General features: G+C 63.2%; 19 protein-coding genes. 10 read left to right on the top strand and 9 right to left on the bottom strand.

Annotation, left to right across the window (positions count from 1 at the left end):
* Nucleotides 1–328: 328 nt before the first annotated feature.
* On the bottom strand, nucleotides 329–2,143 hold the full coding sequence (gene mutL, locus WKV53_RS06485; RefSeq protein ID WP_341403548.1) for a DNA mismatch repair endonuclease MutL: 1,815 nt from the start codon (nucleotides 2,141–2,143) through the stop codon (nucleotides 329–331).
* Between the two features lie 66 nt (nucleotides 2,144–2,209).
* Here mutL and WKV53_RS06480 point away from each other — a divergent pair, with 66 nt between their 5' ends.
* Together WKV53_RS06480 and WKV53_RS06475 are read left to right on the top strand one after the other, a co-directional pair.
* Nucleotides 2,210–2,584 carry a HesB/IscA family protein gene (locus tag WKV53_RS06480; protein ID WP_341403547.1) on the top strand — a complete coding sequence of 125 codons (375 nt, stop codon included), beginning with the start codon at nucleotides 2,210–2,212 and terminating at the stop codon, nucleotides 2,582–2,584.
* Nucleotides 2,584–3,342 carry a hypothetical protein gene (locus WKV53_RS06475; RefSeq protein WP_341403546.1) on the top strand — a complete coding sequence of 253 codons (759 nt, stop codon included), beginning with the start codon at nucleotides 2,584–2,586 and terminating at the stop codon, nucleotides 3,340–3,342. The genes WKV53_RS06480 and WKV53_RS06475 overlap by 1 nt, the downstream gene beginning before the upstream one ends.
* A gap of 130 nt (nucleotides 3,343–3,472) precedes the next feature.
* Here the strand turns inward: WKV53_RS06475 and gpmI are convergent, their stop codons facing one another.
* On the bottom strand, nucleotides 3,473–5,014 hold the full coding sequence (gene gpmI, locus WKV53_RS06470) for a 2,3-bisphosphoglycerate-independent phosphoglycerate mutase (RefSeq protein WP_341403545.1): 1,542 nt from the start codon (nucleotides 5,012–5,014) through the stop codon (nucleotides 3,473–3,475).
* 200 nt (nucleotides 5,015–5,214) lie between these two features.
* Here gpmI and WKV53_RS06465 point away from each other — a divergent pair, with 200 nt between their 5' ends.
* The 6 genes from WKV53_RS06465 to WKV53_RS06440 all read left to right on the top strand — a co-directional run bounded on the left by WKV53_RS06465 (nucleotide 5,215) and on the right by WKV53_RS06440 (nucleotide 14,663).
* Entirely contained in the window at nucleotides 5,215–7,113 is a 1,899-nt protein-coding gene (locus WKV53_RS06465; RefSeq protein WP_341403544.1) for a potassium transporter Kup, read from the top strand.
* A 205-nt stretch (nucleotides 7,114–7,318) separates the two neighbouring features.
* The gene (locus WKV53_RS06460) at nucleotides 7,319–8,227 is read left to right on the top strand and encodes a patatin-like phospholipase family protein (RefSeq protein ID WP_341403543.1); all 909 of its coding nucleotides are present in this window, start codon (nucleotides 7,319–7,321) and stop codon (nucleotides 8,225–8,227) included.
* Entirely contained in the window at nucleotides 8,181–9,647 is a 1,467-nt protein-coding gene (locus WKV53_RS06455; protein ID WP_341403542.1) for a phenylacetate--CoA ligase family protein, read from the top strand. Before WKV53_RS06460 ends, WKV53_RS06455 begins: the two co-directional genes overlap by 47 nt.
* The gene (locus tag WKV53_RS06450) at nucleotides 9,644–10,879 is read left to right on the top strand and encodes a thiolase family protein (protein ID WP_341403541.1); all 1,236 of its coding nucleotides are present in this window, start codon (nucleotides 9,644–9,646) and stop codon (nucleotides 10,877–10,879) included. The genes WKV53_RS06455 and WKV53_RS06450 overlap by 4 nt, the downstream gene beginning before the upstream one ends.
* A 16-nt stretch (nucleotides 10,880–10,895) precedes the next feature.
* On the top strand, nucleotides 10,896–12,857 hold the full coding sequence (locus tag WKV53_RS06445; protein ID WP_341403540.1) for a 3-hydroxyacyl-CoA dehydrogenase NAD-binding domain-containing protein: 1,962 nt from the start codon (nucleotides 10,896–10,898) through the stop codon (nucleotides 12,855–12,857).
* Nucleotides 12,858–12,860: 3 nt separating this feature from the next.
* Nucleotides 12,861–14,663: an acyl-CoA dehydrogenase family protein gene (locus WKV53_RS06440; RefSeq protein ID WP_341403539.1), complete on the top strand. Its 1,803-nt coding sequence runs from the start codon at nucleotides 12,861–12,863 to the stop codon at nucleotides 14,661–14,663.
* A gap of 8 nt (nucleotides 14,664–14,671) precedes the next feature.
* Here WKV53_RS06440 and WKV53_RS06435 read toward each other — a convergent pair whose 3' ends face one another.
* From WKV53_RS06435 to WKV53_RS06415, 5 genes are all read right to left on the bottom strand, one after another.
* Nucleotides 14,672–15,832: a hypothetical protein gene (locus tag WKV53_RS06435; protein WP_341403538.1), complete on the bottom strand. Its 1,161-nt coding sequence runs from the start codon at nucleotides 15,830–15,832 to the stop codon at nucleotides 14,672–14,674.
* Nucleotides 15,829–16,374, bottom strand: a complete 546-nt coding sequence (locus tag WKV53_RS06430; protein ID WP_341403537.1) for a hypothetical protein — start codon at nucleotides 16,372–16,374, stop codon at nucleotides 15,829–15,831. Before WKV53_RS06430 ends, WKV53_RS06435 begins: the two co-directional genes overlap by 4 nt.
* Nucleotides 16,371–17,240, bottom strand: a complete 870-nt coding sequence (locus WKV53_RS06425) for a hypothetical protein (protein WP_341403536.1) — start codon at nucleotides 17,238–17,240, stop codon at nucleotides 16,371–16,373. Before WKV53_RS06425 ends, WKV53_RS06430 begins: the two co-directional genes overlap by 4 nt.
* Nucleotides 17,241–17,539: 299 nt before the next feature.
* Nucleotides 17,540–18,904 carry an ATP-binding protein gene (locus tag WKV53_RS06420; RefSeq protein WP_341403535.1) on the bottom strand — a complete coding sequence of 455 codons (1,365 nt, stop codon included), beginning with the start codon at nucleotides 18,902–18,904 and terminating at the stop codon, nucleotides 17,540–17,542.
* Nucleotides 18,901–19,629, bottom strand: a complete 729-nt coding sequence (locus WKV53_RS06415; protein ID WP_341403534.1) for a response regulator — start codon at nucleotides 19,627–19,629, stop codon at nucleotides 18,901–18,903. Before WKV53_RS06415 ends, WKV53_RS06420 begins: the two co-directional genes overlap by 4 nt.
* Before the next feature lie 158 nt (nucleotides 19,630–19,787).
* Here WKV53_RS06415 and WKV53_RS06410 point away from each other — a divergent pair, with 158 nt between their 5' ends.
* Nucleotides 19,788–20,924, top strand: coding sequence for an efflux RND transporter periplasmic adaptor subunit (locus WKV53_RS06410; RefSeq protein WP_341403533.1), 1,137 nt, complete (start codon nucleotides 19,788–19,790; stop codon nucleotides 20,922–20,924).
* Entirely contained in the window at nucleotides 20,921–24,061 is a 3,141-nt protein-coding gene (locus WKV53_RS06405; RefSeq protein WP_341403532.1) for an efflux RND transporter permease subunit, read from the top strand. Before WKV53_RS06410 ends, WKV53_RS06405 begins: the two co-directional genes overlap by 4 nt.
* Here WKV53_RS06405 and WKV53_RS06400 read toward each other — a convergent pair.
* Both WKV53_RS06400 and WKV53_RS06395 read right to left on the bottom strand, forming a co-directional pair.
* Nucleotides 24,049–25,665, bottom strand: a complete 1,617-nt coding sequence (locus WKV53_RS06400) for a sensor histidine kinase (RefSeq protein WP_341403531.1) — start codon at nucleotides 25,663–25,665, stop codon at nucleotides 24,049–24,051. The two genes, WKV53_RS06405 and WKV53_RS06400, sit on opposite strands and share 13 nt — an antisense overlap.
* A 2-nt stretch (nucleotides 25,666–25,667) precedes the next feature.
* The gene (locus WKV53_RS06395; protein WP_341403530.1) at nucleotides 25,668–26,318 is read right to left on the bottom strand and encodes a response regulator transcription factor; all 651 of its coding nucleotides are present in this window, start codon (nucleotides 26,316–26,318) and stop codon (nucleotides 25,668–25,670) included.
* Between the last annotated feature and the right edge of the window lie 450 nt (nucleotides 26,319–26,768).

The following is a 26,768-nucleotide window of genomic DNA, read 5'->3' as shown; positions in this document are numbered from 1 at the left end:
AACAATCAGGAAAGCCGAACAAGAAATTTCTAACGAATTTTTGAACGGATTGAATTCCATTTTGTCTCAGGAACTTCCGCAGCGGAACATTCCGTGATCACGTTAGCTGAAAATTTTGCAGGAAGGCTCGAAAATGCCCGTCACTGCAAGCTTTGCGCCGATCCCGACGTCATTCCCCCGCCCCACTCGAGGAGCGTTGGCGGGGAAATGGCGCGGAACGATCGAACTCATGGACTCCGTCAGAAAAGCAGGACGGAAGTCCCCAAACAATGAAATTTTCAGCTATTTTGAATAACTGATATCCCAGACAATATTGAGGCCGGAAATTTCAAAAACCTGCGCTTTTCGCTCCGGAAAACCGCCGTTCCAGCTCCTTTATCGAGAATTCGGTGAGCGTCGGTCGGCCATCCGGGGCGCAGTACGGGAGCTCGCAGCGGAACAAAACGTCGAGCAGGCGCAAGGCTTCGTGCGGTCGCGGAGCCTCCACCAGCGCCGCGCGACGGGCCAGCAGCTTGGCGAGGAGATCGAACGCCACCCGGCTGCCAGGAAGCTGGCCGCCTGCCAATTCGTCGATCAGCCCGGTGAGGAAGGAGCGGACGTCGGCGAGCTTGAGAAAGTCCGGCAGCGAGCCAACCCGCAGGGTGCCGGAACCGAAGTCTTCCAGCTCGATGCCTGCCTTGGCGAATTCGTCCCGGTGGCGCAGCGCCAGCTCGCACTCGCGGGGCCCGGGCTCCAGCAGCACCGGCACCAGCAGGGTCTGGCTCTCCACCCCGCGGCCATCGGCATCGTGCAGCCAGCGCTCGTAGAGGATCCGCTCCCGTGCCGCGCGCGGATCGAGCAAAACCAAGCCATCCTCCGACTCCAGGATCGCAAAGCGGTCATGAAGCGTGCCGACGTAACGGAACGGCGGGGCTTTCGACACCGGCGGCGCCTCCGGAACCGGCACTGGCAAGGAAGTCGTCGCGGGAGCCACTGCGGGTGCCGCGACCGGCTCGAACATCCGCTGCTGCACCGGCAGGCTGGCAGGCCACTCGCGCGGCGCAGCCGTCCTCGGGACTTCCCTTGGCGTGCCATGAAAAACCGGCCGCTCCTCGACGGGCCGGGCAGGAGCCACCGTCGCTTCCACCTTGAAAACCGGCCGCTTCGCCGCCTCCGCCTTGGCCAAGCCTTCGCGAACCGCTTCGGTCAGCACTTCGCGCAATTCGTGGGGCCGGTGCAGCCGGATCTCGCGCTTCGCCGGATGAACGTTCACGTCCACCAGCGAAGGCTCCATCTCGATCCACAGCCACGCCGCGGGATGGAGGCCATCGGACAGCGCGCTGCGAAAGCCCTCGGCAAGACCGCGGGAAATCGCCCCGTCTTCCACCGGCCGCCCGTTGAGGAAGACACATTGGTGGCGGCGTCCCTTGCGCGCGTGGATCGCCGGTAGCACGAAGCCCTCCACCGAGACCCCGTTGCCATGCGTGAGCGGCAGCACGATCAACTCGCGCCCCAAGTCGTTCCCCGTCATCCAACGCACACGGTCCAGCCGCGACATCCCCGCGGGGAGGTCGAAGACCTCGCGCTCGTCCTTGCGAAAGCGAAACCTGACACCAGCGGCGGCCAGCGCGTGCATCCGCAGCTGATGCTCCACGTGGGCCGACTCGGTGCTCTCCGCGCGCAGGAATTTCCGCCGGGCCGGCACGTTGAAAAAGAGATCCTTCACTTCGACCGTCGTGCCCGGCGCGCAGCCAGCCTCGCGGACATCGCGCATGACTCCCCCTTCCACCGCGATCTCGGTCCCCGCCACTGCCTCCGGTTCACGCGTGATCAGCCGGAACCGCGAGACGCTGGCGATGCTCGGCACCGCCTCACCGCGGAAACCCAGGGTGCGGATCGAAGCGAGCCCAGCCGAATCGGCGAGTTTGCTGGTCGCGTGGCGCTCCAGGCTGAGCAAAGCATCATCCTTGGACATCCCCGAGCCATCGTCGATCACCCGCAGCAGGGCAGCCCCGCCCCGGCGGATCTCGACCAAAATCTCCCCCGCCCCGGCATCCAGGCTATTCTCGACCAATTCCTTCACCGCACTGGCCGGCCGTTCCACCACCTCGCCCGCCGCCACTTGGCTGGCCAGGATTTCGGGCAGGATTCGGATGCGCGGCACGCGGCAAGGGTGGGCCGCCCGGGAAAAAGTTCCAGTCTTGTGTCTTGCGTCTGCGAATCTTGCGTCTTGTCTTTCCTCCAGATGATTACGGTGACCGACAAGGCCGCAGGCGAACTGCGGACACTGCTGGAACGCAAGGGCGCGAGCCCGGGAAGCGGACTGCGCCTCGCCGTCCGCAAGGGCGGCTGCGCCGGCTGGCAGTATGTCATGGAAATCGCCGCCCCGGAAGACGGCGACACCATCGTGGAAGTCCCCGGTGCCCGGGTGATCGTGGCCGCCGATAGCGCCGGCAAGCTGCAAGGCTGCCGCATCGACTACTGCGATGACCTGAACGACGCCGGCTTCCGCATCGACAATCCGAATGCCGCCCGCTCCTGCGGGTGCGGCACCTCATTCGAGACCGCCAACGAGCCGACGCCCGAGCCTGAGGAGTGCCGCTGATGCCGCGCGACAAGCAGCCGCCGCCGAAAAAGAAGCGCTCACCGGCCTACTACTGGTGGGCCCTGGCCAATGTCGTCGCGCTATGCCTCGCGGTGCTGAGCTGGCTGCTCTGCCTGCATGTGTTCCAGCACCCGGAGATCCCGCGGAACTACGAGATCCTTCGCAAACTGAAGCGCGTCGAACCGCCGCTGCCCTTGCCCCTGCTTCAGGCCCCCCCCGGCGAGTCCGCCGATCCCCGCGCCTTCTATCGCCGCTACGCCGGATTGTCCGATGAGGACCTGCAGACCTTCAATGCAGCGCTGATGAGGAACTACCTGACGAACCTCAAGGAGCCCGCGCTGATCCAGTATGCCGAGGGCGACTATCAGGTCCAGGAGGTCCGCAAGCTCGGCCCGGACGATCTGTTCCATCCCGGCTTCGCCGTGCGGGCACAAGCGATGATCGCTCCCGACGAATTCACCAAGCCCGCACCGTGGCCGGTGGTGATCGAATATCTATTCCCCACCGACGAGACCAAGGCGGAAGGGTGGATCGCCGCCGGTGACCAGCTCTCCGTCTCCAAGTTTCCCAACTGCGCCATGCTCCTGCACGTCGCGAAGGTCGCCGGTGAAGACACGCCGATCATGGTCATGACCGTGGTTCCCGTCGCCTTCGGCAATTTCGAACCGGGCAAGGACCGGAAGTTCGCGCTCAAGGCTCCCACCGAACTGAATCCCGCGGGGCCGCTACCGGTGTTTCCCACCGGGACCAAACCATAAACCATTCATCCGCTCAGGCAATCGCTCGAGGTGCTGGGTGGAAATCACCCGTGCTCTAGCTGCCGCCGCCAATACTCTCCACGGAGCAAAGGCGGCTGATTCCGGCGCGGCATCTCGCCGCAGCCACGGTTCACTTCTTTTTCAGCAGCGAACCACCCGTCATCTCCTTCGGCTTCGGCAGGCCGAGCATCTCTAGCAGGGTAGGCGCTACATCCGCGAGGATGCCGTCCTTCACCTCATACTTCTCCGCATCGGCGGCGACGTAAACCAGGTGCACCAGATTCGTCGTGTGCGCGGTATTCGGCGAGCCGTCCGCATTGATCATGAACTCGCAGTTGCCGTGGTCGGCGGTGATCAGCAGCTTGCCGCCGAGCTTGAGCGTTTCGTCGACGATCGCCTTCACGTCGGCATCGATCGTTTCGCACGCCTTGATGGCCGCTTCGACCACGCCGGTGTGACCGACCATGTCGGGGTTGGCGAAGTTGAGGATGACCAGATCGTAGTTCTTGAGCTGCTCGAGCACCGTGTCGGTGACCTTGCCCGCGCTCATCTCCGGCTTGAGGTCATAGGTGGCCACGTCCTTCGGCGAAGGGATGATGTAGCGGTCCTCGCCCTTGTTCGGCTTCTCGATGCCGCCGTTGAAGAAATAGGTCACGTGCGGATACTTCTCGGTCTCCGCGATCCGCATCTGGGTCTTCTTCTCCTTCGCGACCACTTCGCCAAGGCCCATCTTCAGCTTGTCCGGCCCGAAGATGACGTCGCACTTATAGTTGGCGTCGTACTGGGTGAGGGTCACGTAGTGGACCTTCGGACGACGGCCCGCCTTGAAAGGCTTGAAGGTGCCCTCGTTGAGGAAGGCATCGGAAATCTGTCGCACGCGGTCGGCGCGGAAATTGAAGAACAGGACCACATCGCCATCGCGCACGAGCTTCTTGCCCGGCGTGACGAACACCATTGGCAGCAGGAACTCGTCCGTCTTCTCGTCGCCGTATTTCTCCGCCACCGCCTCGGAAGCGAGCACGTCCTTCGCCTCGCCGATGCCGTGCACGATCGCGTCCCACGCAAGCTTGGTGCGCTCCCAGCGCTTGTCGCGGTCCATCGCGTAATAGCGACCGGTCACGGTGGCAATCCGGGCGCCGTATTGCGCGATCTCATCCTCGACCTTGGAAAGGTAGCCGGCACCGCCGGTCGGCGACGTGTCGCGGCCATCGGTGATGGCATGGACGTAGATGTCATCCACCCCGGCTTCCTTGGCCATCGCCACCATCGCGCAAAGGTGATCCTGATGCGAATGGACGCCGCCATCGGAAAGCAGGCCGAGGAAGTGGAGGCGCTTCCCTTTCGCCGCGGCGAGCGCCTTCTTGAAGGTCTTGTTCTTGGCCAGGGTGCCGTCCTCGATCGCCTTGTTGATGCGGGTCAGGTCTTGATAAACGATCCGCCCGGCACCGAGATTGAGGTGGCCGACTTCCGAGTTGCCCATCTGTCCTTCTGGCAGCCCCACGTCGAGGCCGGAGGCGCTGAGGGAGCCCTTCGGATACTGCTCCAGCATCACGTCGTGAAACGGGGTCTTGGCGAGCAGCGTCGCATTGCCGTCCTTTTTCGCCGTCTTCTTCCCCCCGGGGTTCACACCCCAGCCGTCGCGAATGATGAGCACCACCGGTTTCTTGGCCATGACGGGCCGCGTTTAACGGCCTGACGGCCCAGCGTCCAGCGGGGATTCCTCGCAAGCCGGGCGATTTCCGGGCACCCCGTCCCGCGAGCCGCAGGTATTGCTAAATCAAGCCTTTTCTGCGTTCCCGCGCGGGGTCTTTTCGCTGGCCATGGGGCGGGCGGGCTGATTGGAAAGCGGGGCGGAAGAGCAGTTCCGCGACGATGAAGCAATCTTCCGCCGGCCATGCGGTCCGCCAGCCCTCGCTCCCCGCTGCGACGCTCGCGGCCCTCGGCATTGTGTTCGGAGACATCGGGACGAGCCCGCTGTATGCCTTCCGCGCGTGTTTTTCCGGCAGCCACGGCGCGCCGCTTCACCCGGAGAATCTGGTCGGCGCGGCCTCGCTGATCGTCTGGTCGCTGATTCTGGTCGTCTCGATCAAATACCTCTTCATCATCCTGCGTCTCGATAACAAGGGCGAAGGCGGGATCCTGGCGCTGTCAGCGCTGATCCGCTCCGGCGTGCGGCGATTCGGCCGGAAGGATCCCAAGTCCGTCCTGATCCTCGGCCTCGCCGGCGCGGCGCTCATCTACGCGGATGGCATGCTGACCCCGGCGATCTCAGTGCTCAGTGCCGTGGAGGGCCTCTCCGTCAGCGCGCCGGTGGTGGAGCGATGGATCCTCCCCATCTGCGTCGGCATCCTGATCGCGCTTTTTGCCATCCAGCGTCACGGCACCGGCAGGGTCGGCGTGCTTTTCGGTCCGGTGGTCATGCTATGGTTCGGTGCGCTCGGCGCCCTCGGAATCGGCCAAATCATCAAGCAACCGGAAGTCATTACCGCCCTCAGTCCCCACGCCGGGCTGATGTTCATGATCCATGAATGGCACCATGCCTTCCCGCTGCTGGCATCGGTCTTCCTCGCGGTGACGGGGGGTGAGGCGCTCTATGCGGACCTCGGGCACTTCGGCGTGAAACCCATCCGCGCCGCCTGGTTCACGGTCGTCTTCCCCGGCCTCGTGCTGAACTATCTGGGCCAGGCCGCGCTGCTCATCGAGGATCCCAGCGCCATCCGTGCGCCCTTCTTCCTGCTCGCACCGGAGTTCCTTCGCTTCCCGCTGACCATCCTGGCGACGGCGGCGGCAGTCATTGCCAGCCAGGCGCTGATCTCCGGGGCCTACTCGCTCACCACCCAGGCGGTGCAACTCGGCGTCATGCCCCGCGTGAAGGTGCGCTACACCTCCGAGCACTCCGCCGGCCAGGTCTATGTGCCGTCCGTAAACAACCTGCTTGCTGTCGCCTGCATCCTCCTCGTCCTCGGCTTCAAGAGTTCGAACGCTCTGGAAGCGGCCTACGGCATCGCCATCGCCCTGACGATGACGATCACCTCCATGCTCTTCTATTCCGCCGCGATTTCCGTCTGGGGATGGAGCAAATGGCGGGCCGCCACCCTCACGACGATATTCCTGATCGTCGACGGTGCCTTCCTCGCTGCCAATACCCACAAGATCATCGACGGCGGCTGGCTGCCACTGGTCGTGGGAGGCGTGATCTTCTCGCTGATGGTCACCTGGATCTGGGGCCGTGCCCGGCTCTTCCAGCGTCTTTCACGCGAATCGCTTCCCATCGACGCGCTGCTGAGCGACCTGAAAAAAGGCCAGATCCACCGCGTCTCCGGCACCGCCGTCTACATGAGCGGCCGCGGCGACAACGTCCCCACCGCCCTGCTCCACAATTTGAAACACAACCAGGTCCTCCATGAACGCGTGGTGCTGCTGCACGTTCAGACCCTCGACCAGCCGCACGCCGACCCGAACGAGTGCCTCGGCCACAACGACCTTGGCGAAGGAGTCCACCGGGTCCATCTCAGCTTCGGATTTGCGGACACGCCCGACGTGCCCGAAGCTCTCAAAACCCGGCTGCCCGAAGAAGTGAAGTTCCACCCGGGCAAGGCCACTTACGTCCTCGGCCGGGAAACCTACGGCGTCGGCAAAAACGCCAGCGCACTGGATCGGGTAAGGCTCGCACTCTTCGCCGTCATGGCAAGGAACGCATCCCCCGCCACGGCCTATTTCCGCCTCCCGCCCGGCCGCGTCGTCGAGCTCGGCGCGCAGATCACCCTGTGATTTGCGAATGTTCGTAAAAGCGCCCAGTTGATCTTCGCTGGCTTAGGGACTACTGTTAGGTGGATCGGTGGAAAAGCCGGTCTTCCAGCAGAAAGGACCCCAAACCATGCTCGGCAAGATCTTACGTTTCTTCCGCAGCAGCCCGCGCCCGGCCCGACGCGAGCGTCCTTTGGATAGTGCGCCAGCGCCAAAACTAGGACTCGCCTTGTCGTCCGGAGGAGCCCGCGGCCTCGCCCATGTCGGCGTCCTGCAGGTGTTGGAGGAAAACGGCATTGAGGTCCATGCCATCGCCGGCTCCAGCATGGGCGCCTACATCGGCGCCCTGTGGGCTGTGGGATTCTCCGGCAAGGCGCTCGAGGATCTCGCCGCCGAAATGCAGGATCGCCGCCAACTCTGGAAGCTCGCGGATCCGATGTTCCCACCGATGAAGGGACTCTTCCACGGCCACAAGGCGCGAGCTCATCTCGAACGCTCGCTCGGTGACGTGTGCTTCGAGGACCTGGAGCGCCGCCTTCTCGTGGTCACGCTCGATATCGATACCAAGGAGCGCCTTGTCCGCCGCCGCGGAAAAATCGCCGATGCCGTCCACGCGTCCTGCGCCATGCCCGGCATCATCGCGCCCGTCATGCTGGATGGCCATCGCTGTGTCGACGGAGGGGTGATCGATCCCGTTCCCGTGGGGGCACTGCACAAGTTTTCCGATGTCGATCGGGTGCTGGCCATTTCCACCATCCCCACCTTTGCGGATGTCGATGAAGGCTTTTGCCGTGTCGAGGAAGTTCCCGATCTCGGTCTATGGAAACGTTGCGGCATCGCCGTCAACCGCAACATCAACTTCATGGCTCGCGGCAACATCATCGACACCTTTCGCCAGAGCATTCGCGCCGCGCAGATCCGCCTCGCCCATGAATCGTGCAAGCGTGCCGATCTATGCCTGAGGCCCGAGCACTTCTTCGCCCCTTGGCACGACTACTCAGGCTTCCGCCGCTTCATCGATGCTGGTCGTCAGGTCGCCCTCGACCATCTCGATGAGATCCGCGCCCTGCTGCGCCCAGATTTCCAAGCTGATGAAACCCCATCCGTTCAACCCATGGTGGGCCACGACGTCGCGTGACGAACTCCACCACCGCCAGGACGCGCTGCTGCAGCGCCTCCTGAAGGACCGCGTGGTGCCCTTCACCGCGCACTACGGGAAACTTTTCAAAGACCTCGACATCGAGGCCGGCGACATTCGCAGCACCGATGATCTCCAATCGCTGCCCTTCACCTCGAAGGCCGATCTCTCCACCCCGCGCGACTTCGTCATCATTCCCGATGAAAAAGCCCTGCGTCACCAGTGGTCCACGCTGCGCTACGCGCTCACTCACGGCCCCGCGGCGACGAAGCAGGCGCTTGAGGAAGAGCTCCGGCCGATCCTTCTGACAAGCACCACCGGCCGCTCCGCCGCACCCGTGCCATTCCTCTACACCAAGCACGACCTCGCCAACCTAGAGGAGGGCGGACGCCGCATGATGGAACTCTGCAAGTCCGATCCCTCATGGCGGCACATCAACGCCTTTCCCTTCGCGCCTCACCTCGCCTTCTGGTTGGCCCACTACGCGGGCATCGGCTTCAACACCTTCATGATGTCCACCGGCGGCGGGAAAACGCTCGGCACCGACGGCAATCTCCGGCTCGTCACGAAGATCGATCCCGATGCGATCATCGCGATGCCCACCTTCCTCTATCACCTGCTCCAGCAGGCCGCCCACGAGAAGGAGCGCTGGACCAAGCTGAAACGCATCGTCCTCGGCGGCGAGAAGGTCCCCCTTGGCATGCGCCGGAAACTGCGCGCGCTTTGCGAGGAGATTGGTGCCGAGCACGTGGCCATCATGTCCACCTACGGCTTCACCGAAGCCAAGCTCGCGTGGACCGAGTGCATGCCGCCGGAAGGCGAGGAAACCACCGGCTTCCACACCTACCCTGACATGGTCTTCCTCGAAGTGATCGATCCAAAGACCGGCCAGCGTGTTCCCGACGGGCAGCCCGGCGAGATCGTCTGCACTCCGCTGGATGCACGTGGCACCGTCGTCATCCGCTACCGCACCGGTGACCTTGTCGAAGGCGGGATCACCTACGAACCCTGCCCGCACTGCGGCCGGACCTGCCCGCGTCTGTTAGGAAAGATCTCCCGCGTCTCCGACATCCGCGAACTCAATGTAGGCAAGCTCAAGGGAACGCTCGTCGACTTCAATGCCCTGGAAAACCTGCTCGATGATACCGACGGCCTCGGCGCTTGGCAGATCGAACTGCGCAAGCGCCACGACGACCCGCTCGAAACCGATCAGGTCTTCGTTCACGCAGTCCCGATCAATGGCTGCGACCGGGATGCACTCCGCCATCACATCAGCCATCGCTTCGGCCAAGCAGTCGAGTTCGCGCCCAATGACATCGTGTTCCACACCTGGGACGACATGCGCCGCATGCAAGGCGTCGGGAAGGAATTGAAAGAGCAAAAAGTCGTCGATCACCGCCCCAACCCCGAAGTCTCATGAGCGATCTCTTCATCATCGCCGGCATCCGCACCCCCTTTTGTCGCTCCGGCTCCGACTTCGACATGCTTTCGGCAGACGATCTCGGCTGTCATGCCTGCACCTCCTTGTTGCTTCGCACCGGCATCGACCCAGGCCTGATCGATGAGGTCATCATGGGCTGCGTCGCGCAGCCACCGGATGCCGCGAACATTGCCCGGGTCATCGCCCTGCGCTCCGGCATCCCCGAGAAGACGCCTGCGGTGACCGTCCACCGCAACTGCGCATCGGGCATGGAGGCAATCACTACTGCTCACCAGCGGATGGCCACTGGCCAAGGCGAACTGTTCCTCGTCGGCGGTGCTGAAAGCATGTCGCAGATCCCCTTCTTCTATCCTCATGCGACCGTCGCCAAATTCGCCACACTCTCGAAGGCAAAAGAGATCGGCCAGAAGATCACGGCCATTGCCGATTTCCGACCCGCGGACTTCAAACCGCGCGTTGGCCTCCAGCTAGGCCTGACCGATCCCTATTGCGGCCAGATCATGGGCGACACGGCAGAGACACTCGCCCGCGAGTTCAATCTCTCGCGCCAGCTCCAGGACGCCTTTGCCGCCACCTCTCACCGCAAGGCGCTCGCCTCCGCCGACAGGCTGTTAGAAGAGATCGCGCCCGTTCACCTGCCCGGAAAGGCAGTCACTCGCGACAACGGGATCCGCGAGAATTCGACACCCGAGAAGCTCGCCAAGCTCCGTCCCATCTTCGACCGCCAGAGCGGCAGCGTTACTGCCGGCAACAGCTCGCAAGTCACCGATGGTGCCGTCGCCCTGCTGGTCGGCAGCGAACAAGCCGCGAAGAAAATCGGCGTCGAACCCCTCGGTCGTCTCACCAGCTACGCCTACGTCGGCTGCAACCCCACGCGCATGGGACTCGGTCCCGTTCACGCCATCGCCCGCCTCGGCCGTTCGCCGGATGATGTCGATGTCATCGAGATCAACGAGGCCTTCGCAGCCCAGGTGCTCGCCGTCCTCGCTGAACTGAAAAGCGGAGCTTCGATGCCGCCCATCGAGATCCCCCACGAAAAGCTCAACCGCCGCGGCGGTTCCATCGCCCTCGGCCATCCAGTCGGAGCCACCGGTGCCCGCCTCGTTCTAACAGCCCTGCACCAGCTTCGCGAGACCGGCGGCAAGTCCGCCCTCGCCACTCTCTGCGTCGGCGGCGGCCAGGGCGCCGCCCTCTGGCTCGAACGCCCGTGACGAACCACCCAACGCCATGCCACACTTCCATTTCCAACTCAACGGCACCCACGGCGTCCTCACCTTCGATCGCGAAGGTTCCTCCGCCAATATCTTCGACCGCCCCGCCTTGGTCGAACTCAACGAGAAGCTCGATGCCCTCTCCGCTCACCCGGAACTCACCGGCCTGATCATCCGCTCTGCCAAGCCTTCCATCTTCATCGCAGGCGCAGACCTGAAAGTGCTTTCCTCTCTTCAAGGAGATGACTTGCGCGACCTGATCGAGCTCGGCCAAGCGACCTTCGAGAAACTCGCGCGCCTCCCCTACGTCACCGTTGCCGCCATCCATGGAGCCTGCGTCGGCGGTGGTTGTGAACTTGCCCTCGCCTGCGACTGGCGCGTCGCGAGCGATGCCTCGGTCACCAAGATCGGCCTGCCTGAAACCAATCTCGGCATTCTCCCTGCCTGGGGTGGAACCACCCGGCTCCCCCGCCTCATCGGCCTTCCGAAAGCCTTGCCCATCATCCTCGGTGGCAAGGTGATGGCCGCCGGCGCTGCGAAGGCAAAAGGCCTCGTCGACGCCGTCGTTCCCAAGGAAAACCTCGATGCCTACGCCCTGACCTTCCTCGACCGCGGCAAGCGCCACTTGAAGCCTTTCTTCCATCTGCACAATCCACTCTCCATCGCCATCATCGGTGCCAAGGCTCGCTCGGCACTGCGCGCCAAGTCCCGCGGCCTCTATCCCGGTCCCGAGGCGGCTCTCGACGTGGCGCTGGCCTCCTGCAGCGGACCGATCAAGGAAGGCTTTCGCCGCGAAAAGGAAGCGATCCTGAAACTCGCGCCACGCCCGGAAACGCGACAGCTTCTGCGGCTGTTCTTTCTCCAGGAGCGGGCGAAAAAGCACCGTTTCGTCGCCGCCGAACCACGCAAGATCGGCCAGTGCGCAGTGATCGGCGCGGGTGTCATGGGCGCGGGCATCGCCTACTGGCTCAGCACCCGCGGCCACGATGTCATCCTTCGCGATCTCGACGATGACGCCCTCGCCCGTGGCATGAAGTCGATCGCCAGAAACTACGACGAGTCTCGTAGCCGCCGCATCCTCACGCCCACCGCCGCAGCCCGCGGCATGGATCGAATCCACCCGTCCGCAACTCCCGTCCCCCTCGACCGCTGCGACCTCGTGATCGAAGCCGCCGTGGAGCGGCTCGATATCAAACAAAAGGTCTTCGCCGATCTCTCATCACGCGTCCGTCCGGACACCATCCTTGCGACCAATACCTCGGCATTGCCCGTCCACGAACTCGCCAGCGTCATCACCCATCCTGAGCGACTGGTCGGCCTGCACTTCTTCAATCCCGTCCACCGTATGCCCTTGGTGGAGGTCGTCCGAACGGCCACCACGTCCGATGAAACGCTCGCCACCGCGGTCGCCTTCGTCCGTTCACTCGGAAAGTTGCCCGTGGTAGTGCGCGATGCTCCCGGCTTCTTGGTGAACCGCATCCTCATGCCCTACCTCGTGGAAGCCGCCAGGATCTTCGAACGCGGCGGCGACCCCAAGGCCATCGACGATGCGATGCTCGACTTCGGCATGCCGATGGGACCGCTGCGCCTGCTCGATGAAGTCGGACTCGATGTCTCCGCCCACGTCGCCCGGACCTTGGCCGAAGCCTTTCCCGACAGGATGAAAGTTCCCGATCTGTTGGAAAAGCTCATCGCCCGAGGCCAACTCGGTCGCAAGTCCGGTGCAGGCTTCTATAGCTACGATCACAACGAAGCCACGCCCAATCCAGCCGCACTCGCCCTCCGAACCGGAAATGAACCCGCACCCTCCGACGTCGCCGCGCGGCTCAATCACGCGATGAGCCAGGAAGCCCGTCTCTGCCTCAGCGAAGGCATCGCCGAAACGGCCGACGACATCGATCTCGCGATGGTTCTCGGCACCGGCTACGCGCCATTCCGTGGCGGCCCCCTTCAGGACGAACTCAAACACCCCTCTTGAGCCATGCACGACACCCTGATTGATACGAGCAAGATGTCCGCCGGTCAGCGGGCGGCCTTGGAACTCGCCGAGTCGTCTCGCGACACTCGCGAACTGTCTGGCTTCGCAGCCTCGATCTTCGATGGTTCGCCGGACTTCTCGCTCATCTTCCCCTTCCCTCAGCAATCCGCTGCCGACCGGAGCGAAGGCGATGCCTTCCTCGAAAAGCTCGCCGCATTCCTCCGTGACCACACCGATCCCGATGCGATCGACCGCGAGGGCGAGATCCCCGATGCCGTCTTCGATGGCCTCGCCAAGCTCGGGGCCTTCGGCATCAAGATCCCCCGCGACTATGGCGGCCTCGGCCTGTCGCAGACGAACTACTCACGTGCCGCGATGCTCCTGGGCGGCCACTGTGGCAATCTCACCGCCCTCCTTTCGGCCCATCAATCCATCGGCATCCCGCAACCGCTCCTCGCCTTCGGAACGGCAGAGCAAAAGAGAAAGTATCTCCCCCAATGCGCCGCAGGCTCCGTCTCTGCCTTCGCTCTAACCGAAATCGACGTCGGCTCGGATCCCGCCCGGATGAAGACCTCGGCACGGCTTTCCGACGATGGCAGTCACTGGATTCTCGATGGTGAGAAACTCTGGTGCACCAATGGCCTCAAGGCCAAGCACCTCATCGTGATGGCCCGCACCCCCTTGCCGGACAAGCCAAACGCCATCACCGCTTTCATTGTCGAGATGACATGGCCCGGAGTGGACATCATCACCCGCTGCCGCTTCATGGGGCTCAAGGCCCTCTACAATGGCGTGATCCGCTTCACCGGCGTGAAGGTGCCGCGCGAAAACGTGGTCCTCGGCGAAGGCAAGGGCCTCAAGGTCGCACTGACCACGCTCAATACCGGCCGCCTCACCTTGCCCGCCGCCTGCGTCGGACTACTGGATCGCTGCCTAGAGATCACCGTGCCCTGGTCCCGCGAACGCGAACAATGGGGCCAGGCGATCGGCAAGCACGAGTCCATCGCCGGCAAGCTCGCCAACCTCGCGGCCGATGCCTTCGCTACTGAATCCCTCGTACTTTACACCTCATCCTTGGTCGATGCCGACAAGAAGGCTGATATCCGCCTCGAAGCGGCCATCGCCAAGCTCTGGGGCACCGAAGCAGGCTGGCGTGGTGCCGACTCGACCATGCAGATCAAGGGCGGCCGCGGCTACGAGACCGCCGACTCTCTCCGCTCCCGCGGCGAGAAGCCGGACCCAGTAGAACGGCTGCTGCGCGACTGCCGCATCAACACCATCTTCGAAGGCTCCACGGAAATCATGCACCTCTTCATCGCGCGCGAAGCACTCGATCCCCACCTGCGCCGTGGTGCCGCAGCTCTCGACACCCGGAAGCCTCTGTCCGAACGCGCGAAGACGGGCCTCCGCGCGGGCATGTTCTACGCCGGCTGGTATCCAAAGCGCTGGCTTCCCCTCTCACGCGGCATTCCTTCGAATCTCGATCCACAGTTGCGCCGCGGCTTGGCCAAGACCGCATCACTCAGTCGCAAGCTCGCCCGCACCCTTTTCCACGCCATGGCGCTCAACGGCCCGAAGCTCGAACGACGCCAGCTCTTGTTAGGCCGGCTGGTCGATGCCGGTTCGGAGTTGCTTGCCATGACCGTCTCCGCCGCAAGGGCGCACGCCTTGGGCGATGACGCCTCGCTCCAGACCGCGCGCTTCATCTGCCATCGCGGCGAACAGCGGGTGAAATCACTGTTCGCCGAGGCATCGGACAAGCGGGATGCCGAAGCCTACCGGCTGGCAAAACGCCTGATCTCCTGACTGACACGTCACTTCTCCTCGGCCGTGGCCAGCGAGGCGTTCACCTTGATCGTGCGATCGATATCGAAGGTCACGTAAGCGATCCGCTCCGGCTTGCGCTGGTCGAAAGGAGTCACGGTCAGCACTTCGACGGTGTAGGTGCCATCCTCCTTGATGTCGCTTTCGCTCACGGTCAGCGGAACCACGGCGTCTTGCGGCGAGTAGGTGTTGAATGAAACCACCGACGACCCGATGATGCGGCCCGTCGTGCCCAGCGAAGGCTGGCCCTTGTAGATCTGTGCATACGTGAGGCTGTCCGGGTAGAGGTCATTGCACACCACCCGCGCTTGCGGAGGGATGCCGGTGTAACGCTTCCCGGCTTCCAGGTTCTCGATCGTCGCGTCACACACCGGCCATATCTGGATCGTCGAGGTGGCGATGGCAGCTTCGCGTCCGTTGCCACCGAGCGGCACCTTGGCGGTGAAGGTCTCTTCCCCGCAGGCCTTGGTCGGGCTCGCGGCAGGCAGCATCTGATAGATCTCCGGATCGGCAAAGTCGCCGTTCTTCGTGAACTCGAATGCCTCGTCGTAGCTGCCTTGGCCGGCGCCATTCGGATACGGCACAAACAGATCCGGGTGATAGAATTTGAAATCGCGCGTCAGCTTCACCTTGCTGACGCCACCGAGTGGATCGCCCGGCTCCGTGAGCTTGCGGATGCCCAGTTTCATCGAAAACGGCTTGTCGGCGCGGGTTCGCGGCGGGTTATAGGTATCTTCCGAGCGAAGGGTCAGCGTGGCGGTCGGCAAATACGTCCCGATGGTGACTTCGTCGACCAACTTCGGCAGCGGCTGGTAGTCGCCGGAACCGCCGAGGATCACATCGAGGTGAATGCCAAGCAGATTGACATCCACCAGATGCGAGTCGAGCGAGACATTGACGTGGGCGAGAGAGCCGGCACTGAGATCGAGCAAGCTGAAGGGATCGTAGGTCTCGTCCTCGTAGGCGTAGAGTTGCATGATCGCCCCGTCGCCTTCGAGCGGCTTGGAGAGGATCTGGCCGTTGAGTCCGGAAACCGGCATGTCATAGACGACCGTCTGGCCTTGGATCAGTTGGATCTGGCGGACGAAGTCCTTGCCTGCGGAAGGCAGGACGGTGGCAGCAATGAGCGCAAGGGCTGGGAGGAGTTTCATGGCTGGATGTCGGGTGGAGGGACAGGGAGAACAGTGATCGGGTTGCCGCGCAGGGTGGCGATCACCATGCGGCCTGAGGTGGTGAAAGCCTTGCGATCCTCTTCGGAAAGCGGGGCCTCGCCGCGGACTTGGGCGAGCGTGACCTCGTGGGTGGAAATCCAATTGCGGTTCGCGACGAGGAATTCGTTCCAAGTCACCGGCTTGCCAGACACCTTGTTAGACACGCGGTTCGCAAGCTCATCGGGGCAAAAGATCACCGAACCTTTCGGCAGGATCACATGGGTCTCGCCGTGGCTGATGAAGATGGACAGCTCTTCGATGCTGTAGCTCTTCGCCTGGCGCGGCACCGGCTTGAGCATCGTGGCACCGCTGGCGGCACGCTTGGCGCGAAAGGCTTCGTCATTGGTCACGTCGCTGGCAGGGGGCTGGAGTCCGGGGGGGAGGACTTCCGGCCCCCTGCCGCTGGGGCGCGGTTCCTCACCTCGGGTGGGGGCGCTGGCAAGCAGACCGAGGACGGCGAACAGCGAGGGGGGGATTTTCATGGAGTGCGGCGGATTTTGAGCCAACCGTTTCCCTGGCTGCCGCTGAGATCGACAGTCACACTGACAAGGTCGGGAGCATGGTAGTCCGGCAGATCAATGACACCGCCGCTGGTGTTGCTCCCGGAGGAGGACGGCGGCGTGCCGAGAATGGTGAGATTCGCATCTCCCAGATCAAGGCCCAGGAACGGCGGCCGATAGACGGGAGGCAGTTCCGCGCGATTGATACGGTACGTGATGGGTACCGAGGCTCCGTAGAGGATCGAATTCGAGGCCACTGAAATATCCCCCGTCATCACCGGCGGCGTGGCGTGATACTCGCCGAGGACGTAGAAGTAGCCGCTGGGATTGAGATTGTAGTACGCCGGGGCGAGCACGCTGCCGAGCAGGCCTGAACCGACGAGGTGAAAGGTGAAATTCACATCGCGCGGGTTCTTCGGGTCGCAGAGCGTCCACGACTGCCCATACTGCTGGATCGGTCCGACTTGGACTCCGGGAAAGCGGCCTTTCACCGTGAGATCGATCGGATAGAACTGGGTCAATCCGGTCTGCAGGCGGACGTAGGCGGTCGAATCGACCGCACTGCCGGTGCCGATGAGGCCGAGCAGCTTCAGGTGAAACTCATTGTCCACCACGCTGGTATTCACCGCCTTGTTTCCCAGGATCAACCGGCCGGCGACGCCGAAGACGTCGTAGCGGTAGGGCTTGGTGAAGGAAACGGCGCGGTTGCGGGTACTCTCGGAGAGAGTCACCGGAGCGGTCATGCCAGGAGCCCAGCACTCGACTTGGGCGGAGGCATTGGACAGGCAGGACAACAGGACAGATACGGCGCACAAGGCGGCCGCACGGAGGGGGATCCGGGGTTGCATGGCTAGTTGTAAGGGTGAATCCGGGTTAAGGCAGATGACACTGCCGCAAACCAGATGGGGGGTGGACGGTCCGAAAGGCGGGACTCCTTTGGGATGGGACCGTGGGACGTTTCTGTATGTTTGCGGTGGGTGCCGCGAAACCGGCGAGCCGGCGACTGGAAATTTGAAAATATCAGGCGATCTGAGTAACGGAGTTCTATTGGATTTCCCCCTTCCTCAACAAGATCACGCGTGCACCAATGATTTATGGTTTGATAAACAAAATTCAACACGGCTGGATTTCAATGGTTTGGCGCGGCTCACGCGCCGGGCAATTGCATGACTGCCCGCAAGCCACCGCCTTGCCGGTTCTCCAGGATCAAATCCCCGCCGTGATTTCTCAGGATCGACCGCGCGATCGGTAGGCCGAGTCCCGTGCCTCCCGTCGAGCGATTGCGCGATTCCTCCAACCTCACGAAGGGCGTGAATACCCGCTCCATGTCTTGTGCTGGAATTCCCGGACCGTCATCATCCACCAGGATCTCCAGCATTCCCGCCGCGGTCCTGGTGCTGACCCGCGCCACACCACCATAGCGCACGGCATTCTCGATGACGTTCCTCGCGGCCCGCCGCAGCGCGTCCGGCCGACAGCGCCAGGGCAAGGGCTCATCCCCGCTGAACTCCACTTTCCAGCCGAGCAATTGCAAATCCTCGCACTGGCTCTCTAGCAACGCGTGCAAATCCACCGTCCGCGTGACACCCGCCGAGGCTTCCTCGCGCGCAAAGGCCAGGCTCGCCTCGGTGATCGCCTTCATCTCATCCAGCGTGGACACCAGCTTGTCGCGGGTTTCATCATCGGTCACGAACTCCGCTTGCAGGCGCAGCGAAGTGATCGGCGTGCGCAGGTCGTGGCTGATCGCGGCCATGATGCCGGTGCGGTCCTCCACGTAGCGCCTGATCCGGGACTGCATGCGGTTGAATGCCGTCGCGGTCCGTCGAATATCATCCGCTCCCTCCTCCGGCAGCGGCTCGGTCTCTTCGCCACGCCCGAGCTTCTCCGCCGCTTCCGTTAGACGCCGCAGGGGTCGCCCCACCCGGTTCGCGATCAGCGCGGTTACCAGACACAGCGCCGCGGCCGTGATCCCCATCGAAACATAATACGATCCGGGAGGACCCGTCACCGGCCCCGGCTTAGCATAGACCGAGTGCAGCCAAACCCCGTCGTGAATCCGGGTCGTCAGACCAAAGCCATTCCATTTCTCCAAGTGCAACAAGGTCGCCGGCGAGCCACCTCTCCACTCGTCCACAGGCAGCGCCTCCCACTTCAGCCCGCCCTGCAATTCCAAGCTTCCGGGCGGTGGAGGACGGCTCGCTTCCATCATGCGCTCCAGCGCCTGCTTTTGCCACGTCAGCGGGTCGGACTCGGGGCCAGCGGCCAGCCAGAACCTCACCGCACTGGTGCTCGCCGCCTTAACAATGTCGTCGTGTAGATCCGGCCCCGCCGCGTCCAGCAGCCTCGCCACCGAGCCTGAGCGCGATACGAATTCATCCCGCCTCAGCAGCGAGACCGTGCGCAATTGCTCATCCCGATAGATCGCGAGGAACACCAGCTGCGAGAACACCAGCGACAGCAGCAGCAGCGCGATCCACTGCCCCGTGAGACTTTTCATCCACAGGCGTTTCATGCCGGTGTCACCTCCCCGGTGAAGCAGTAGCCATCGCCCCAGAAGGTCTTGATGAGGACGGGATTCTTCGGATCCTCCTCGATCTTCCGGCGCAGGCGGCTGACCTGGTTGTCGATGCTCCGGTCCCATGCCTCCGCCTCGCGACCGCTTGTTAGATCCAGCAGCGCATCACGGCTCAGCACCTTGCCCGCATGCTCCAGAAAGACGCACAGCAGCCGATACTCGGCGGTGCTCAGTGGCACCGCCACGCCATCAGGACCCGTGACCTCATGGCGCGTCATGTCGAAGACCTTGTCGCCGAAGCGCACGCTGCTCCCTTTCGCGACCGGCTTCTCGCCTTCCGCGGGATCGCCCCCGGTCCGGCGCAGCACCGCACGAATGCGAGCCAGCAGCTCACGCGGATTGAAAGGCTTCACGAGATAATCGTCCGCACCCAACTCCAGACCCACAATCCGGTCCGTATCCTCCGCCATCGCTGTTAGAAAAATCACCGGCAGCGTGGACCCCGACCGCAGGTGACGGCACAGCGACAGCCCATCCTCTCCCGGCATCATGATATCCAGCACCGCCAAATCCGGCACCTCCCCGCGAGCCATCATTCCCCGGAATTCCGCCGCGCTGGCAGCCGCGCTCACCCGGTAGCCGTGCTGGCCCAGATAGCGCACCAGCAGCTCTCGGATCTCCCCGTGATCGTCCACCACGGCGATGTGCGGAAGCGGTTCCATTCCTTATTGCAGCTAGCATCGCCGTTTCCGGCCCCGAGGGCGTGCAAAAAAGTGTCGCAAATTGTGTCGCGACCTGGGGCCTTGCGACAATTCGCGACAATAAAAACCGGCGTTCGACATACTCTCTGCCTCTTCCCGTGGTAGTGATTCCCCCGCCGATGAAGAAAGTCGTTTGGTTCCTGATCTTCCTGCTGGTTCTCACCGGCGCCTATTTCGCGCGCCAGCGGATGAATACCGCCGCGGACAGCCAGAGCCGCGGCTCCTCCGGTGGTGCCTCACGGCCCGTGCCGGTGACCGTCGCGAAGGTCGTGAAGAAGGACATCCCGATCTGGCTCGAAGGCATCGGCAATGTCCAGGCGGCCAATACCGTGACCGTCCGTCCCCGGGTCGGCGGCACCTTGGAAAGCATCAACTTCACCGAGGGAGCGATCGTCAAGGAAGGCGACGTGCTCGCCCGGATCGATCCTCGGCCGTTCGAATCCGTGCTGGCCCAAGCGAAGGCAAAAAAGGCCCAGGATGAAGCGCAGCTCGCCAATGCCAAAACCATCCTCACCCGGGCTGAGACCCTCGTGAAAGAGAACGCGATCAGCCGGCAAGTGGTCGATCAGGCGGAAGCCTCCGCGACTCAGTTGGAAGCCCAGGTGAAAGCCGACCAGGCAGCCATCGATGCCGCCCAACTGGATCTCGATTTCACCACCGTCCGCGCCCCCATCTCCGGCCGCACCGGCGTGCGCATGGTCGATGCCGGCAACGTCGTCACCGCCAGCCAGGCGGAAGGCTTGGTCGTGCTTACCGAGATGCAGCCCATCTCGGTCATCTTCACCCTGCCCCAGCGCCACCTCTCCGACCTTCGGCCGCACATGAAACCCGGTGCCGCGGAACTCTCCGTCCAAGCTGAGGATGAGGATGACACCCTGCTTGATGAAGGTCAGCTCAAGCTGGTGGACAACCAGATCGACAACACCACCGGCACCCTGAAGCTCAAGGCTTCCTTCCCGAATAAAGACTACACCCTCTGGCCCGGCCAATACGTCAATGCACGCGTGCTGGTCGAGACGAAGAAGGACGCCTTGGTCGTGCCCGCGGAAGCCGTGCAGCCGGGACTCAAGGGCCCCTTCGTCTATCTGGTGAAAGATGATAATACCGTGGAGGCGCGCCAGACGAAGACCGGCGTCACCCTGGACGGACTCACGGTGATCGAGGACGGCCTTCAAGTCGGCGACCGCGTGGTGCGAGAAGGCCAGACCAAGCTAAAGCCCGGTGCCGCGGTCACCACCAACAAGTCGGAATCATGAGCATTTCCGAACCCTTCATCCGTCGCCCCATCGCGACCACGCTTCTGACCATCGGCATCCTGCTGGTGGGTCTCGTGTGCTTCCCACTGCTGCCGGTCGCCCCACTGCCGCAGGTGGAGTTCCCCACCATCCAGGTCTCCGCGAACCTGCCCGGAGGAAGTCCGGAAACCATGGCATCCTCGGTGGCCACGCCGTTGGAAAACCAGCTCGCCCTGATCCCCGGCGTCACCCAGATGACGTCTGCCAGCGGCTTGGGCAACGTTCAGATCACGATTCAGTTCGATCTCACCAAGAACATCGACGCCGCCGCGCAGGAGGTCCAGGCGGCCATTAGCGCCGCCGCCGGCCAGCTTCCCACCAACCTTCCCAGCCCGCCCAATTTCCGGAAGGTCAATCCCGCGGACTCACCCATCCTGATGCTCAGCCTCATCTCGGATGTGCTGCCGCTGACCGAAGTGAGCGACTACGCCGCGAACGTGGTGGCCCAGCAGATTTCCCAGCTCAGCGGCGTGGCTCAGGTCGATGTGATGGGTGAGCAAAAGCCCGCAGTTCGTGTTCAGGTCGATCCCGCCAAGCTCGCCGCTGTCGGCCTCAGCCTCGACGACGTCCGCGGCGTGATCGCTTCCGCCACCATCAATTCTCCCAAAGGCACGATCAATGGTCCGCGCCAAAGCTTCTCCATCTACGCAAATGACCAGCTCCTGAAGGCGGAGCCCTACAACGACCTCATCCTCGCCTATCGCAAGGGCGCTCCCATCCGCGTCCGCGATGTCGGCCGCGCCGTCGATGGACCGGAGACCGCTCGCTCCTCCGCCCTCGTGAATAACCGGCCCGGCGTCGGCCTCGTCATTCGCAAGGAAGCATCTGCCAACGTGATCGAGACGATCAAACGCATCAACGATCTCCTGCCCTCGCTGCGCGCATCAATCCCGCCGGCCATGAGCATCGATCTCCTGAGCGATCGCAGCCGCACCATCCGCGCCTCGGTGTCGGAGGTAGAGTTCCACCTCGTCCTTACGGTCATCCTCGTCACCGTCGTGGTCTTCGCCTTCCTGCGGGATATCCGCGCCACCCTGATCGCCAGCGCGGTGGTGCCCGTGTCCATCATCGCAACCTTCGCGGTCATGAAGCTCCTCGGCTTCAGCCTGAACAATCTCTCGCTGATGGCCCTGACCATCTCAGTAGGCTTTGTGATCGATGACGCGATCGTGATGCTGGAGAACATCTACCGCTACATCGAGGAAGGCATGAAGCCGATGGACGCCGCCCTCAAGGGCGCGAAGCAAGTCGGCTTCACCATTCTCTCCATCACCTTCTCGCTCATTGCCGTCTTCATTCCCGTGCTGCTCATGGGCGGCATCGTCGGCCGCCTCTTCCGCGAGTTCGCGGTAACGGTCACCGCTGCCGTGATGGTCTCCTGCTTTGTCTCGCTGACCTTCGTGCCGATGCTCTGCTCGCGCTTCCTGAGGCACTTCAATCCCGCCACCGGAAAGGGACCCCGCGCCCTTCTGGAGCGAGGGCTGGAGAAATTCTTCGGCGGCTTGGAGCGCACCTACGAAGCAATGCTGCACGCGGTACTCCGCCATCGGAAGATCACGCTCTTCTCCCTGGTAATCACCGTCGCACTGACCGGCTTCGTTGCCATGAAAATGCCAAAGGGCTTCTTCCCCCAACAGGACACCGGCCTGATGAATGCCACTGCGGAGGCATCTCCTGACATTTCTTACGATGCCATGTTTGCTCGAGTGCAGCAGGTCGGCGATATCCTCAAGAAAGATCCCGCCGTGCTGGCCTTCCAGAACCGCCTCGGCTCCGGCGGGCGCGGTGGCGGCTCGATGAATAGCGCCCGGTTTTTCATCACTCTCAAGGAACGCGACCAGCGCGACCCCGTGAGCGTGGTTATGAACCGGCTGCGCCAAGCCACGTCAAACATCCCCGGTCTCACCGTCTTCTTCCAGGCACAGCAGGACCTCAATCTCGGCGGCATCTCCTCCAAGACCCAGTTCCAGTATACCCTGCGGGATTCCGACATGGATGAGCTGAACGAGTGGGCGCCGAAGATCATGGAGACCATGAAGAAGCTCCCACAACTGCGCGACGTGACCTCCGACCAGGAGTCCGCCGCCCCTGCCCTCACCGTGGAGATCGATCGCCAGGCAGCCAGCCGTTTCGGCATCCCGGCCCAGGACATTAACTCCGCCCTCTACAATTCCTTCGGCGAGCGCCAGATCACGCAGTTCTACACCCAGGTCAGCCAATACAAGGTCATCATCGAAGTCTCGCCGGAGCTTCAGAAAGACACATCCACCTTCGACAAGATTTTCCTCAAGTCCCCGCTCACCGGCGGACAGGTCCCGCTTTCGTCCCTGGTGACTTTCTCCACCGGAGCCAGCAAGCCGCTCACGGTGAATCACCTCGGCAAGTTCCCCTCGGTCACCATCTCCTTCAATCTCGCGTCGGGCGTGGCACTCGGCGACGCCGTCACCGTTGTGGAGAATGCCACTGCGGAAATGGGCATTCCCGCCACCGTCACCGGCAGCTTCCAAGGCACCGCACAGGCCTTCCAGGATTCGCTGAAGTCGCAGCCGCTGCTGATCGCCGCAGCGATCGTCGCGATCTACATCATCCTCGGCATGCTCTACGAGAGCTACATCCATCCGCTGACCATCCTCTCCACCCTGCCCTCCGCCGGCCTCGGTGCGCTGCTCACCCTATGGGCCTTCGGCCATGATGTCGGCGTGATTGCCATCATCGGCATCCTGCTCCTCATCGGCATCGTGAAGAAAAACGCGATCATGATGATCGACTTCGCCATCGAGGCCGAGCGTGACCATGGCGTGGAACCGGAGAAGGCCATCTTCGACGCCTGCGTCAAACGCTTCCGGCCCATCCTCATGACGACCCTCGCCGCGATGATCGGCGGCATTCCGCTCGCCCTCGGCCACGGCGATGGCTCGGAACTCCGTCAGCCGCTCGGCTACGCGATCGTCGGTGGCCTCGCCCTCAGCCAATTGCTCACGCTCTTCACCACACCGGTCGTCTATCTCATGTTCGACGGCATCCTCCTGCGCGCCAGAAAGCTGCGGAAGCATCATCAGCCAGATGACCTCGACAACGCGGGATCTCAGCCTGCCTGAGCCGCCGGCAGTCTCACGGTGAAGCGCGTCCCTTTCCCTATCTCGCTTTCAACACCGATCGTTCCACCCTCCGCCTCGACCAGACCCCGGCAAATCGCGAGACCCAGCCCATAGCGGCCCTGCGAACCCGTGCGTGACTTGTCCGCGCGGTAGAAGCGCTCGAATACATGGGGCAGGTCCTCCTCCGGGATGCCCGGACCATCATCGGCCACCTCAATCACAACCTCGCTCTCATTCTGGCGAGTCGTCACCGCCACCGCTCCGCCCTCGCGCCCGTGATGGATCGCATTTTCCAGCAGATTGGAAATCACCAGTGCGAGGCGGTCCGGACTACCGCTGATCAGGGCGACCTCACCCTGCCGCTTGATGTCGACGTTCCTAGTCTTCGCCAATGACTGGAGCCGGACGATCACGTCGTCCACCAATCCTCCGACTTCCAATGGAGGACCGGGCTCCCGCTCTGCTCCCGTGTCGAGGCGGGCCAGCTCTAACAGAGCCTCCGCCAGCCGCTTCATCTGCCGGGCGGTATCGAGATTTCCAGCCAGCACCTCACGATATTCTTCCACCGGACGCTCGCGCGACAGCACCGTCTGGGTCTCGGCAATCAACACCGACAGCGGCGTCCTCAGCTCATGCGAGGCATCCGCGGTGAAGCGCTTCTGCTGGGCGAAGCTATCCTCCAGGCGTTCGAAAGTCGTATTCAGCACTTCGGCGAGTTGCCCCAGCTCACTGCCCGGTTGATCGACCGGGATCCGCTCGGAAAGCTTGCCCTCGGAGATGCGCTTCGCCGCACCAGAAATCTGTTCGATCGGACGGATCGAGCGCGTGGTCAGCACCCACCCTCCTCCAAGCCCGACAACGAGCACCCCCACGCCAATCAGCGACAACCGCGCGGCGTAGGGCTTCATGTCGGCGAGATCTTTCCCCACCGGACGTCCTGCCAAGACGCATTCACCCATCTCGGTGAAGTGGAAGGCCTCCCGCATTCCAGCACGGTCGCGGAAACGCGTCTGTGTATCCCGCGCCTCTCGCTGCGGCAGCGGGACGGCAACAGGGGCATTCTCCGAACTCTGGGCACGCGCCTGCCGCCCGGTCCACACGACGTAGTAGTAGCCCTCTCCCGCCTCGCCCGGAAACATCGCCTTCGCCGTCGAGGAGACAGACCTTGTGCGCGACCTTGATGGAGGTCCCGGCTCGAAACTGCCGCGGTCGAATTCCTTGGATGTGTCAAAGGGACTGCCCTCGCCTTCGTCGGGTGGAGGGCGGCGCTTGGAAGATCCTCCCGGCCCTCCATCGCGGAATTCCGGCGGAGGCCCGGGACCAAAGTCATCGCCGTTCCCACCGGAACTCACATCCTCATCCCGCGGCGAACGCCGCTGCGAACCACCAGGCCCCGACGACATCCGATTGCCCATGGATGACGGATCAGGAGGACGAATGCTCACGCCCAGCGCCACGGCCCGTTTCGCAAGTTCATCGTCCAAGCGCTGCACCCGCTGCGTCTTCTCAAGCTGCCACGCCGTCGCACCGAAGGCCACAAGCAGCCCCACCAGCAGGATACCCAGCCATATCTGCAAGCGCCAACGGATGGAATGCGTGAACATGATCACTCGATGAGATAGCCTTCGCCGCGACGGGTAACGATCAGGTCCGCGCGCAGCTTCCGCCGGATGCCGTGAACGTGGACATCCAACAGATTGGAAAGTGTGTCCTCATTCTCGTCGAAGAGGTGCTCGTAAAGTTCCGTGCGACTGATCACCTCGCCGCGGTGCAGCGCGAGGTATTCGAGGATGGCGTATTCGCGTGCTGTTAGAACGACACCCTTTCCGCCGAACTCGACCTTCCGGCCGCGCGTGTCGATCTCGACATCGCCGATGACCACCGTGGAGTGCGGCCGGCCCGCATGGCGGCGGATGATGGCCCGGATGCGGGCAAAGAGTTCATCCAGCTCGAAGGGCTTCACCAGATAATCGTCCGCGCCGCCATCGAGACCCTTCACCCGGTCGCTGGTGGCATCGCGGGCAGTGAGCATCAGCACCGGTGTTGGCTTCGTTGCGCGCAGGCGGCGCAGGATCTCCCACCCATCCATGCCCGGCAGCATCACATCCAGCACCACCGCATCGTAGTTGAAGGCCGTCGCCTTGAAGAGGCCATCCTCGCCCTCCTCCGCCGTGTCCACGGCATAGCCCTCCTCGCGCAGGGCCTTGGCCAGCGCGCGCTGGAGTCGCGGTTCGTCCTCGATGATCAAAAGTCGCATGAATCACAGGCGGCACACCCAGTGCCGGAGGCAGGCTAGCACGTCTTGGATTAAGCTACCATGAAAGGGGGAGAACGAAATTTCCGGCGATTTTTCCGCGCTTAACGCGCCCTTAATCGACCGTCGGCTACGGTGGGCCCATCGATACGGAAACCCCATGAAGCTACCCATCCATCTCGCCTTCGCCAGCCGCCGCGGCTTGCTCGCGAATTTGGGAATGCTTCCGAAAGGCTCCCGCGTCAGTGACGCTACACCGGCACGCCCGGAACCGCCACCGACATCGTCCATCGGAAACACGTCCGGGAATTCCGGAGGTCCGCCTGGCCGGGCACGTCCCGGCGGAGGAGCAGGCGGGCCTCCTCCCCGATCGCCCAGTTAGATTTCCTGGCAAAGCGGAGGTCCGTCCGGCCGTGGCACCGTGTGCCATGGCGGAGGAGCGGACGGACCTCC

It is taken from the genome of Luteolibacter sp. Y139, assembly GCF_038066715.1.
GTDB classification, from domain to species: domain Bacteria; phylum Verrucomicrobiota; class Verrucomicrobiia; order Verrucomicrobiales; family Akkermansiaceae; genus Haloferula; species Haloferula soli.
Note: the sequence above shows the minus strand (reverse complement) of the source record. Positions and strands in the feature narration are given on the sequence as shown.